This is a genomic window from Janthinobacterium sp. GW821-FHT03A03, assembly GCF_059421435.1.
Genome location: NZ_JBWKUZ010000011.1, coordinates 1 through 11,984 on the forward strand (window position 1 = coordinate 1; position 11,984 = coordinate 11,984).

Below are 11,984 nucleotides of genomic sequence, written 5' to 3' on the forward strand. Positions count from 1 at the left end.
CTGTGCCGTCGCCCAGCTGGCCGCCGCTCACGGCCACGGTCTTGCCGTTGCCGGCATTCTTGTCACTGAATGCGCCGCTCAATGCGCCCAGCGTCACGGTTTCATTGCCGACCAGGCCGGACAGCGTGCCGCCGCTCAGCGTGGCCGCCGTAGTGCCGTCATAGATTTTATTAGCAGCCGACACGCCCGTGATGCTCAGCGCCTTCGGCGTGATGGCCGCCGTCACGCTGGCGGGCGCATTCACGCTGTAGTTCGCCGCCAGGCCTGTGCCGTCGCCCAGCTGGCCGCCGCTCACGGCCACGGTCTTGCCGTTGCCGGCATTCTTGTCACTGAATGCGCCGCTCAATGCGCCCAGCGTCACGGTTTCGTTGCCGACCAGGCCGGACAGCGTGCCGCCGCTCAGCGTGGCCGCCGTAGTGCCGTCATAGATTTTATTAGCAGCCGACACCCCCGTGATGCTCAGCGCCTTCGGCGTGATGCTGGCCAAGCCGCTCGCCTGGTCCGTGATCACATAGTTGCCCGCGTCCGCACCGCCATGCGCGCTGGTCAGGATCACGGTCTTGCCGTTGCCGGCGTTCTTGTCTGCAAAGGCGCCAGTCGCGCCGACCGTTACCGCATCGCCGGCAACCAGGCCCGTGAGCACGACGTTCGATGTATTGACCGCGGCGGCCGTGGTGCCATCGTAGACCTTGCTGGCGGCCGTGATGCCGGACACCGTCAGCGCCTTCGGCGTGATGTCGGCCGTGACGCCTGCAGGCTGGGAGAAGGTGTAATTCGAGGCCAGGCCCGTGCCGTCCGATAGCGATATTGTCGACAAGCTCACCGCCTTGCCTGTGCCAACGTCCTTGCTTGCAAACGCACCAGCAATACCGCCCAGGTTCAGCGTCTCGCTACCGACCATGCCGGATAGCGTACCACCCGACAGCGTGGCCGCCGTGGTGCCGTCGTAGACCTTGCTTGTTGCGCTGATGCCGCTGACGGTGAGCGCCTTGGGCGTAATGAACACGGCATTGCTCGCGCTGGCTGCGCCGAGGCCGGGCAGCTGATAGTTGCTGGCCAGGCCACCCATGCCGTTGAGCAGCGACGCCGTCGTGATCCAGCGCGCTGAAGCGGCGTTGGCGCTGTTGGCGGTCGCGCCGCTCACGCCGAGGTCTTCACCGGCGACCAGATTGCCGAGGATGACGCTTGAGAAAGCAGCCGATCCATCGTACGTCCTGGTACCGCCGAGTGTGACCGTGCGCGCAGTGATTTGCGCCGTAGCGCTGGCGGAGTTAGCTGCCAGGCTGTAGTTGGCCATGTCCGCGCCGCCGAGCGTAATGCCCGAGATGTTGACGGAGTACGTGCCCACGTTCTTGGCACCGAAAGTACCCGTACCGCTGGCCGTGACGACATCGCCTGCGATCGCGCCGGCCACTGACACGGCAGCCGTTGTGTTGCCGTCATAAACCTTGTCGGCGGCGCTGGGCGTCAGCTGTTTTTGCGTGATGGCGAAGCTGCCCGTGTTGAAGTAACCAACCGCATAAGTGGTACCGCCCGTCGTGTAATTGCTGGGGTTGGCCGATGCAGCCACGAGCTTGGTATACGTGCCGACGTTCTTGCTGCCGGTGGCAAAGGCGGGGGCGGGAATCAGATTCGACACCGAAAAGTTAGCGATGTCGGTGGTGGCCGAATACGTCAGGCCGGTGGTCGCTGTATTGCCATCGTAGATCTTGCTGCCGGAACCGGCTTGGGTAATGAACAGCGCGCGCGTGGCCATGTCCACGGCTTGGTACGTTGCATAGAGGTAGCTGTTGTTGGAACCAGGTACGACCATCGTCCCGCAATTGGGCAGCTGAGCCGAACAGCTGGACAGCTGAGGCGCCTGCGTGTAGGCCGACAGCTGGGGGGCGCCGTTGACATAGACCAGCCAGCCGGCGACCGACGGGCCCTGGAACACGACTTGAGCACGGCTTCCGTATGACACCAGTCCAATGGCTCCCGCATTGAGATCGGCAGACGTATAGTTGCCTGGCGTGGCGTTGACCGCGTTCAGCAGCATCGTGCCGCCTGAGGTGGAAGAGGCCAGCGTGGTCACCGTGTTCGAGCCGCCCTGGAATGCCATGCCAAACGTCTTGATGCCTCCGGTGCTCTCGCCGTTAATGAGCAGATTGCCACTGCCCGACCGGATCGTTGCATTCGACTGGATATACACGCCGGCCGTCGCGCCGCCGTAGCTGCCATTGTTTGAGCCGACGAGCGAGCGACCATTGATCGTGATATCCCCGCCGGCCGAATCGATGGACTTGCCGGTGCCGATGGTAATGGCGGGGGTGCTGGAGCTCGTGTTGAGCGCATAGGCGATGTTGCCATTCGCGCTGCCGTTGGCGCCTCCAACGAGGATATTGCCTCCATTCGAGGACAGGTTGCCGGCAATATTGACGCCACCCGTCGTGGCGCCCGCAGCATTGCCCGCCGACAGCGTCAGGTTCAATCTCCCCGATGCCGACGTGACGTCGGCACCCACGACGATGTTGCGGTCGGCACGCAAGGTCAGGCTGGCATCGCCGCCAGAAGTCTTGGCGATCGGACTGGACACCGTGATATCGCCGCTGCCGCTGCCCGTCACGCCCGTGCCGTTCGATGACTGGGTTGTTATGGTGACATTCGTACCCTGGTTCAGCGCGCCGGTAATGGTCGTAGCCGCGGCCAGATTGATCGTGTAATCGTAGGGATCGACAAGCCAGTCGCCACCCTTGCCTGCCGCTGCACCGGCATTGACAACGAGGTCCGGTGCTGTATTGACATGGGCCGCCGAGGTCTCGATATCGCCGCCGTTCCCGCCATGCGGCGCGCTGGCGTCGAGCAGGCCACCGGCGTGCAAGGTGCCGGACTGCATGTCGCCGAGCAGCAAAATCTCGCCCCGCTTGCCTGTCGCGAGCGTGCGCGCCTGGACAATGCCGGTGTTATTGATCACGGAGCCAGTGAGTTCGCCGGCGGACTTGGCCGTCATCAGCACCTTGCCGCCGTCTGCGCGGATGGCGCCGCCGTTTTCGACCAGCGCATCGACTGCGCCCTTCTGCACCTGCAACTTGACGGGGCCGCCAAAATCGACCAGCACTTCGCTGCCGGCGCCGAGCAGGACGTTCCCGCGTTCGGCTCCGATCTGTCCGCTATTTTGCACGCGGGCCGCCACCAGCACGATGTTGCCGCCAGCGGTGGCATTGATGGTGCCCTGGTTCGCGACGGTGCCCGTGCTCTTGCCTGCGAGCTGGTAGCGGCCCGCCATAAAATCATCGGTGCCCATCGACAATGTGGACGCCAGCAGGCCGCCTACGTTAACTTGTGCCGTAGGACTGAACAGCACGCCGTTGGGATTGACCAAAAACACATGGCCATTCGCATTCAGCGCACCCTGGATAATCGATGGATCGGCGCCCAGCACGCGATTCAGTGTGACCGAGGCAGCGGACGGCTGCACGAAGTTGACTGTATGACCTTGTCCAATGGAAAAGGATGTCCAGTCAAGCGCTGCCTTCTGACTGGACTGGTTGACCGTCATCGTCTTTCCTGCATAGGCCACCGAGGCCTGGCCGGTAACAAGCTGGCCGTGCGTGGGCAACGAATCGGCGGCAGCGGCGAAACCGCCCGCCGCGCCCGCCAGCAGGGCAATTGCCGCCTGACGACGACGCGTGCGCGACGTCGTCGATTTTGTCCGCCCGGAACCGAATTCCGAGACCGCCTGCCAAAAACCGGTCGTGGCATTCCAAACAACGCGATAGATATGGTTCATACAAACCTCTATTCAATGTGCTTTGTCAGCGCGCCGCCAAGCGAGGCGACACGGAAAATAGTAGGAGTTTGTCGCGGCCTTGCGCAGTTCTCTCGACGTATGTGGGCGGGAGATCTGCGCAATAGCAGACAAAACACGTACAGGCACAACTGCGGGTCTGGGCGGATGTGGAAGGCTGTCGTCGATGACAGCTTCTTTTTGGATGGTGCAATATGCTCAAGCATCGCATAAGTTGCTGCCTTAGAGCAATCTTTTGCGATTGGTGTAACTCAGATGAGGTATCTGCGCAACAGATATGTGGCGTTCCTGCACTTTTACCGGCGCGATGCGGTAAAAGCGGGCGCCACCGCCGGCGTCCGACTGTCTGGTATCGACGGGGGCGACGAACGATCCATCAAGCGCTCCAGGCCCCCGGCAAGGCAGCGCCCGCGCCATCTGCGCACTGTCTGCGCTTACCGCCTAGCGGACAGCGCCCTGGCGGCTTGGCAGCCGGTGACGCAGGACGTCTTCGACCATGTCGGCGCGACGAAACAGGGTCAACCGGGCATTCTTATGCATGGTCATTCGCTTGGTTTCCTTGAGAACTGGGGTTTGGCGAGTTCCAGTTTCTCAAATCGACTCCGAATGAACCTCTACAACTGATGAAAACATTGCAACTACCTCAACAAGCCATTACCGCGCGCCAATTTCAGCCAGCCCGGATACTCCGTCATCAATAAATCATACAGTTCCGCGTCGCTGTGCTCGTCGGGCGAGCTGACGGAAAAGTAATTGGCATTGTCGACCAGGCGCCCCTGCAATTCGTCGAGCTTTTCCAGGAAGGGAAAGTCGGAATCGGCAAAGGCGGAGAGGAACTTGCTTTTCGACTTGCGCCCCTTGCCGATGCCCATGAATTGCCAGAAAATGGCTTCGTTGCTGGCCCAGCGCAGCTGCTTTTCCGTCGTCGCCTGGTCGCTCGTGCCGCCGTCGGTGACGAACATCACGTACACGGGGAGCTCGGCCGCGACGGGCCGCGTGCGCTCGCCGCCGGCCGCGTCGGGGAAGTAGAAAGCGCGGATGGCCTGCATCGCGGCGCCATAGCGCGTGTCGCCTTCCAGCGGATGGCGCTGTATGGCCTGGCCCACGTAGGTATTGCAGTTGCTCAAGGCCATCGGCGCCGGATGGTGGACATTCTTGCCAAAAAGAAAAACATCGATCTCGCCATCATCGTCGAACTTGCAGCCCAGGGCCAGGATGCGCTCGGCAAAGCGCTGCACCAGCCCCTCTTTATACAGCCGCCCCATGGAGCCGGAAATATCGAGGCACAAACACACCTTGGCGCGGTGCTCCGATAGCCCCACTTTCTGCAGCGACACGCCGGCCTGCTTGACCAGGCTGACCAGTTGCGGCGCCTCGCGCTCGACGCGCTTTTCCAGATTGATCTTTGCCTGCATGACGGCCGAAGCCGCCGCAGGCGCGGCGGGGGCGGCTGCGGCGGCCTGGTCGACTTCGCCGGCGAAATGGCGCACCAGCGCATCGAGGCCGCCATTGAATCCCTGGCCCACGGCCATGCAGCGCCAGCCGCCATCCTTGCGATAGAGTTCAAGCAGCATGACGGCTTTTTCTTGCGCAAAATCAACGCCGGCAAAGGCGAAGCGGGCCAGTTCGCGTCCGCCCGCCTGCAGGCGCACGTGGCCGGCTTGCAGCTGCGCCATCACGCCGCCGCCATCGATGGAGGCCGTCACGACGAGACGGTCGATTCCGGCAGGCAGGCGTGCCAGCTGCAAGGCAAACTCGGCCGTGTCACCAGCGCTGCCGGCGCGCGCTTCCACGCCGCCGCACGGCGTGCGCGGCTGGTTGAAAAAGGTCATGTAGCGCTCGTCGGACAGCTTGCCGTTGGCATCAAGGCCAAAGCAGGCCACGTCGAGCGCCAGCCCCCGGGCGGCAACGCCGATCTGCAGCACGCCGTCGGGCACGAGATTGGCCAGCGGCAAACGCTGGCCCTTGGACAAGGTTTCCATCAGTGTCTCCTAAGCGATGTAGCGGCGTGGATTGTCGGCATTGAAATCGTCCTCGTCTTCCTTGTCCTCGCCCTTGAAGACCACGGGGCCGTTGAATTCCAGCTGCAGGTTCTCGCCCTGCCAGCTCAGCCATGGCGTCGCCTCGCTGTCCGGCTCGGACGTCTTGCCGGACGGCTCGAGGATGATGCTGTCGGGCGTGATGCGCGCCATGCCGATCACATAGGTGTAGACGGAATCGTCGCCGGCCGCCTTGGACAGGCGGAAATCGAACGCGCACTCGACGATCTGCTCGCCATACTGCATGACCATCTTCGGCCGCATGGACGCGACGGAGACGGCGCCGTTGGCCAGCGCCGAATACACGCTGAAGACGAGGCCCACGGTGCCGCCGTAATGTTGCGCCAGCGCAGGATTGACTTCCACCGTTTCCGTGGCCGGCTCCTTGCCCGCCGCACCGGCCACGTCGCCCAGGTGGCGCACGAAAGGCATGCTGTCGAAGCTGCCGGCCGTGTCCGGCGCCTGGATGAAGCGCATCTGGCCGTTCGGCAAGAGCACGCCCACGCGCAGGTCGAGGTCGTCGTTATCGTCGTCGCCATCGCCGTTGTCGACCCAGGTGGCCTTGACGGTCAGTTTGCTCGGCGCACCCGCGCCCTTCTCCAGCGACACCTTGTGCGTCTGCCCCGCCTTGGTCAGCGAGATTTTCGACAGGGAAATTTTTGGCGACGGCGCCGCTTCCACGACCGCCGGCGCCACTTCGCCGCCGAAATGCGCGACCAGCGCATCGAGGCCGCCATTGAATCCCTGGCCCACGGCCATGAAGCGCCAGCCGCCATCCTTGCGGTAGAACTCGCCCAGCATGACGGCTTTTTCTTGCGCAAAATCAGATCCGGCAAAGGCGAAGCGGGCCAGCTCGCGCCCGCCGTCCAGCAGGCGCAGATAGCTGCTGCCCAGCTGCGCCATGCTGGCGGCGCCATCGACGGCGGCCGTCACGACGAGGCGCTCGATGGCGGCGGGCAAGCGGTCCAGCTGGCAGCTGAAACCGGCTGCATCGCCGGATGGCGCCGATGTTTCCACGCCGCCGCACGGCGTGCGCGGCTGGTTAAAGAAGGTCATGTAGCGGTCGTCGGACAATTTACCGGCGGCATCGAGGCCGAAACAGGCAAAATCGAGCGCCACGCCCGCGCTGGCGAGTCCCAGTTGCACGACATTGCCCGCGACGAGGCCGGACAGCGCCAGGCGCTGCCCCTTGATCAGGTTTTCCATGGAATCAGTTATTCAGATGTGAGAGCCTCGAACGACGGCCCAGGGCAAGGCGCGTCGTCCGAAGACAGTACGAACAGTACGGAACTTGCATGGCCGCGCAACGCCGCCATGGATCGCTTTTTTGGATTCTATACAAAGCTAAAAGAGCTTCGGACTACGGTTCAGGGCAAGGCGCGTCACCGAAGCCAGTACGAATAGTACGGCGAGGTGACGCAACGCCGCCATGGGCCGTTTTCCGGAGCTCTTAGGCGTTGATGCCGAACGAACGTGCCAACGGCCCCAGGCCGCCTTTGAAACCCTGGCCAATGGCCTTGAATTTCCACTCGCTGCCGGCGCGGTAGATTTCGCCGAAGATCATGGCCGCTTCCGTCGAGCCGTCTTCCGACAGGTCGTAGCGGGCGATTTCCGCGCCGTTGTCGCCGTTCAGGCAGCGGATGTAGGCCTTGCCCACCATGCCGAAGTTCTGCTTGCGGTTTTCCGCATCGTGAATCGTGACGGCCACGGCGATCTTGTCGATGTCGGCCGGCACATTGGCCAGGTCGACGGCGATTTTCTCGTCGTCGCCATCACCGCCGCCCGTGGTATTGTCGCCCGCATGGACGATGGAGCCGTCAGCCGACTTCAGGTTGTTGTAAAAAATGAAATCCGCATCGGAGCGAACCTTGCCGTCCGTTTTCAGCAGGAAGGCGCTGCCGTCCAGGTCGAAGGCGGCGCCATCGGTGGCGCGCGGGTCCCAGCCCAGGCCAATCACGATTTTCTTCAAGCCGGGAGCTTCCTTGCTCAGGTTGACATTGCCGCCTTTTTGCAGACTGATCGCCATGGTATTTCCTTTTAATTGGTAGGTTGCATTCGGTATAAAACGTACTCCGCCGGCGCACTGGCCAAACGAGCCATGAGCCTACCATAATGTCGCCGGCTTGCCAGCCTCACACTATTGAAAAAGTGCCATGAGGTCCAGGCCTGCCCTGCCGCCTTGCGCAAAATGACCGATAATGCCGCTCCCGCCCCTCTGCCATGACCGATGTGAACAACCAGACAGCTGTACCGGACACCCGAACGCGCCTCGATTGCATCCCCGGCACCCTGTGCGATGCACGCCTGTGGTCGCGCCTGGCGCCATTGCTGGATAACAACATTGATTTGCGGCATATTCCCCTGCACGAGGCCCGCACGCGCGGCCAGATGCGGCAGATGATCGCCAGCCACAGCGCGGGGCAAGCCCACCTGCTCGGCTTTTCGCTGGGCGCCTACCTGGCCATCGAACATGCGCTGGCCCATCCGCAACGCGTGAAATCGCTGACCCTGATCGCCAATTCGGCCATGGGCTTGCCGCCGGCGGAAATTGCGGCGCGCGAGCGCATCGTCGCCATGCTGGAGCGCAACAGCTATGCGGGCATCACGCGCCAGCGCCTGCGCGAGCTGCTGCACCCGTCCCACCTGGACGATATCGCCATCACGGGCCTGATCCGGCAAATGGGCCTGGACCTGGGCAAGGATGTGCTGCTGGCGCAATTCATCACCACCATAGCCCGCCCCGACCTGATGGACCGCTTGCCGGAACTCGATTTCCCAGTGCTGATCGTGGGCGCCGAAGATGACAAGCTCGTCAATCCCGGCGATTTGCGCGCCATGGCCGCGCGCCTGCCGCAAGCCACCGTGCACATGATCGCGGACAACTGCGGCCATATGGTCCCGCTGGAAGCGCCCGGAGTGCTGGCCGATGCGCTGCTCGCCTTCCTCGCGGCCGGCACGCCCGCGCGCACAGTTGGAGCGGAAACGCAATTTCAACGATAATGATGCGCATCGGGCAGCAGGCAGCCCATTGCAAGTTGACAATTTTTCTATTTAGTAACTTATTCATGACCCAACTGACCATCATCGTCGCCACCGACCAGCAAGGCGGCATCGGCATCAACAATACGCTGCCATGGAAACTGCCGGAAGACCTGGCCCACTTCAAGCGCCTGACGACGGGCCACCCCATCCTCATGGGCCGCAAGACCTTCGATTCCATCGGCCGTCCGCTGCCGAACCGCCGCAACATCGTCATCACGCGCAATCCCGTCTGGCGCCACGAGGGCGTGGAAGCGGTATCGTCGCTGGAAGCGGCCATCGCCCTGCTGGACGGCGCGCAAGGCTATGTGATCGGCGGCGCCGAGATCTACCGGCAGGCATTACCCTTGACGCAGCGCTTGATCATCACGGAAATCGCCCGGACCTTCGACTGCGACGCCTTTTTCCCCGCCATTGACCATGCCGAATGGCAAGAAACCGCGTGCGAGTCCCACGTTTCGGAGACATCCGGCCTGCCCTACGCCTTTGTCACGCTGGAACGCAAAGCCTGATAAGGTAATGCAGATAGCCAGAATGTTGCTGTAATACCCCTGTCATACCATTGCGTCACGCTAGCGCAGGATTGTGACGCCGTGGGCTGATATTTTTTTCCCGCAGACGCCGCATTTCTGCGAGAATCCCGTTCTTATTTTTTTTCTGCGGCTGCCGGGTTGCATGACCGCCTGACCGTCGCGCCCTAGTCCGCCCCTTCACATCTGTCAGGGGCGGCTTGCTTTTTTGGAGACATGCATGAAATTTCGTTTCCCCATCGTCATCATTGACGAGGATTTCCGTTCTGAAAATACGTCCGGCCTGGGCATTCGCGCCCTTGCCGCCGCAATGGAAAAAGAAGGCATGGAAGTGCTGGGCGTGACCAGCTACGGCGACCTGTCGCAATTTGCTCAGCAGCAATCGCGCGCATCGGCCTTCGTCCTGTCGATCGACGATGAGGAATTCGGCTCCGGTTCCGTCGAGGACACCGATATCGCCCTGAAGTCGCTGCGCGCCTTCGTCGAGGAAATCCGCTACAAGAACGCCGACATCCCTATTTATATGTATGGCGAAACGCGCACCTCGCGCCATATCCCCAACGATATCCTGCGCGAACTGCACGGTTTCATCCACATGTTCGAAGATACGCCGGAATTCGTCGCGCGCCACATCATCCGCGAAGCGAAATCCTACCTGGACGGCCTGTCGCCGCCCTTCTTCCGCGCCCTGGTGCACTACGCCAACGACGGCTCCTACTCGTGGCACTGCCCCGGCCACTCGGGTGGCGTGGCCTTCCTGAAGTCGCCGATCGGCCAGATGTTCCACCAGTTCTTCGGTGAAAACATGCTGCGCGCCGACGTCTGCAACGCCGTCGAGGAACTGGGCCAGCTGCTCGACCACACGGGCCCGGTCGCCGCCTCCGAGCGCAATGCGGCGCGCATCTTCAACGCCGATCATTGCTATTTTGTCACCAACGGCACCTCGACCTCGAACAAGATGGTGTGGCACTCGACCGTGGCGCCCGGCGACATCGTCGTCGTCGACCGCAATTGCCACAAGTCGATCTTGCATTCGATCATCATGTGCGGCGCGATTCCCGTGTTCCTGATGCCGACGCGCAATCACCTGGGCATCATCGGCCCTATTCCGCTGCATGAATTCACGCCGGAAAGCATTGCCCGCAAGATCGAGGCCAACCCCTTCGCGCGCGCCGCGAAGAACAAGAAGCCGCGCATCCTGACCATCACGCAATCGACCTACGACGGCGTGATCTACAACGTGGAAACCCTGCGCGAAATGCTCGACGGCAAGATCGACACCCTGCACTTCGACGAAGCATGGTTGCCGCACGCCACCTTCCACGATTTCTACAAGGACATGCATGCCATCGGCAAGGACCGTCCGCGCGCCAAGGAATCGATGATTTTCTCGACCCAGTCCACGCACAAATTGCTGGCCGGCCTGTCGCAGGCCTCGCAAATCCTCGTGCGCGAATCGGAAAAGGTCAAGCTGGACCGCGACGCCTTCAACGAGGCTTACCTGATGCACACCTCGACGTCGCCGCAATACTCCATCATCGCCTCGTGCGACGTGGCCGCGGCCATGATGGAAGCGCCTGGCGGCACGGCCCTGGTGGAAGAATCGATCATGGAAGCGCTCGATTTCCGCCGCGCCATGAAGAAGATCGACCAGGAATGGGGCCAGGACTGGTGGTTCCAGGTGTGGGGTCCGGAAAACTTCAACGACGAAGGCATGGGCCAGCAGGCCGACTGGATGATACGCGCCGAGGATGACTGGCACGGCTTCGGCGACCTCGCTCCCGGCTTCAACATGCTCGACCCGATCAAGGCGACCATCGTCAACCCTGGCCTGTCGCTGGACGGCCAGTTCGGCGAGACGGGCATCCCCGCGTCCATCGTCACCAAATACCTGGCCGAGCACGGCGTCATCATTGAAAAATGCGGCCTGTACTCGTTCTTCATCATGTTTACCATCGGCATCACGAAGGGCCGCTGGAATACCCTGTTGACGGCATTGCAACAATTCAAGGACGATTACGACAAGAACCAGCCGATGTGGCGCATCCTGCCGGAATTCGCGGCCGCCAACCCGCTCTACGAGAAAATGGGCTTGCGCGACCTGTGCCAGCAGATCCACGACTTCTACAAGGCCTACGACGTGGCCCGCCTGACGACGGAAATGTATCTGTCGGACATGATCCCGGCCATGAAGCCGTCGGACGCCTTCGCCAAGATGGCGCACCGCGAAATCGAGCGCGTGGCCATCGACGACCTGGAAGGCCGCATCACGTCCATTCTGCTGACGCCGTATCCACCGGGCATCCCGCTCCTGATCCCGGGCGAACGCTTCAACAAGACCATCGTCGACTACCTGCGCTTTGCACGCGACTTCAACGAGCGCTTCCCGGGCTTCGAGACGGATGTGCACGGTCTCGTGAAACGCGAAGTCGATGGCAAGCGCGGTTACTTCGTCGATTGCGTTTGTCAGTAACGGTTCATCCCATCTGCTGCGCGTCGCGACTTGCGGCCTGCGATGCTCACCGTACCAAAGTACGGTTGCGCTTCTCGGCCACAATTCGCTTCCGCTCGCGACGATGGGATGAACCG

8 protein-coding genes are annotated in these 11,984 nt (G+C 62.2%); 4 read left to right on the forward strand and 4 right to left on the reverse strand.

Going from position 1 to position 11,984, the window contains the following annotated elements; genetic code table 11:
* Nucleotides 1–3,769: YDG domain-containing protein (locus tag AC07VI_RS19085; protein ID WP_494808815.1), on the reverse strand; the 3,769-nt coding region annotated here is incomplete at its 3' end.
* 273 nt (nt 3,770–4,042) lie between these two features.
* Here AC07VI_RS19085 and AC07VI_RS19090 point away from each other — a divergent pair.
* On the forward strand, nt 4,043–4,411 hold the full coding sequence (locus AC07VI_RS19090; RefSeq protein WP_086148314.1) for a hypothetical protein: 369 nt from the start codon (nt 4,043–4,045) through the stop codon (nt 4,409–4,411).
* Nucleotides 4,412–4,425: 14 nt separating this feature from the next.
* Here AC07VI_RS19090 and AC07VI_RS19095 read toward each other — a convergent pair whose 3' ends face one another.
* The 3 genes from AC07VI_RS19095 to AC07VI_RS19105 all read right to left on the reverse strand — a co-directional run bounded on the left by AC07VI_RS19095 (nt 4,426) and on the right by AC07VI_RS19105 (nt 7,852).
* Nucleotides 4,426–5,769 (reverse strand): VWA domain-containing protein, encoded by a 1,344-nt coding sequence (locus tag AC07VI_RS19095; RefSeq protein ID WP_492994596.1) that lies wholly within the window; start codon nt 5,767–5,769, stop codon nt 4,426–4,428.
* 9 nt (nt 5,770–5,778) lie between these two features.
* On the reverse strand, nt 5,779–7,032 hold the full coding sequence (locus AC07VI_RS19100; protein WP_492994598.1) for a TerD family protein: 1,254 nt from the start codon (nt 7,030–7,032) through the stop codon (nt 5,779–5,781).
* 244 nt (nt 7,033–7,276) lie between these two features.
* Nucleotides 7,277–7,852, reverse strand: a complete 576-nt coding sequence (locus AC07VI_RS19105; protein ID WP_086148317.1) for a TerD family protein — start codon at nt 7,850–7,852, stop codon at nt 7,277–7,279.
* A 194-nt stretch (nt 7,853–8,046) separates the two neighbouring features.
* Between AC07VI_RS19105 and AC07VI_RS19110 the strand changes: the two genes are divergently transcribed.
* The 3 genes from AC07VI_RS19110 to AC07VI_RS19120 all read left to right on the forward strand — a co-directional run bounded on the left by AC07VI_RS19110 (nt 8,047) and on the right by AC07VI_RS19120 (nt 11,868).
* The gene (locus AC07VI_RS19110) at nt 8,047–8,826 is read left to right on the forward strand and encodes an alpha/beta fold hydrolase (RefSeq protein WP_492994600.1); all 780 of its coding nucleotides are present in this window, start codon (nt 8,047–8,049) and stop codon (nt 8,824–8,826) included.
* 65 nt (nt 8,827–8,891) lie between these two features.
* Nucleotides 8,892–9,377 carry a dihydrofolate reductase gene (locus AC07VI_RS19115; protein ID WP_086148319.1) on the forward strand — a complete coding sequence of 162 codons (486 nt, stop codon included), beginning with the start codon at nt 8,892–8,894 and terminating at the stop codon, nt 9,375–9,377.
* 238 nt (nt 9,378–9,615) lie between these two features.
* Nucleotides 9,616–11,868: an arginine/lysine/ornithine decarboxylase gene (locus tag AC07VI_RS19120; RefSeq protein ID WP_076571521.1), complete on the forward strand. Its 2,253-nt coding sequence runs from the start codon at nt 9,616–9,618 to the stop codon at nt 11,866–11,868.
* Nucleotides 11,869–11,984 lie beyond the last annotated feature (116 nt).

Excerpts from the sequence above, each read along its gene's own strand:
- AC07VI_RS19090 (WP_086148314.1), top strand. The coding sequence starts at position 4,043 with ATGAGGTATCTGCGCAACAGATATGTGGCGTTCCTGCACTTTTACCGG.
- AC07VI_RS19095 (WP_492994596.1), bottom strand. The coding sequence starts at position 5,769 with ATGGAAACCTTGTCCAAGGGCCAGCGTTTGCCGCTGGCCAATCTCGTG.
- AC07VI_RS19100 (WP_492994598.1), bottom strand. The coding sequence starts at position 7,032 with ATGGAAAACCTGATCAAGGGGCAGCGCCTGGCGCTGTCCGGCCTCGTC.
- AC07VI_RS19105 (WP_086148317.1), bottom strand. The coding sequence starts at position 7,852 with ATGGCGATCAGTCTGCAAAAAGGCGGCAATGTCAACCTGAGCAAGGAA.
- AC07VI_RS19110 (WP_492994600.1), top strand. The coding sequence starts at position 8,047 with ATGACCGATGTGAACAACCAGACAGCTGTACCGGACACCCGAACGCGC.
- AC07VI_RS19115 (WP_086148319.1), top strand. The coding sequence starts at position 8,892 with ATGACCCAACTGACCATCATCGTCGCCACCGACCAGCAAGGCGGCATC.
- AC07VI_RS19120 (WP_076571521.1), top strand. The coding sequence starts at position 9,616 with ATGAAATTTCGTTTCCCCATCGTCATCATTGACGAGGATTTCCGTTCT.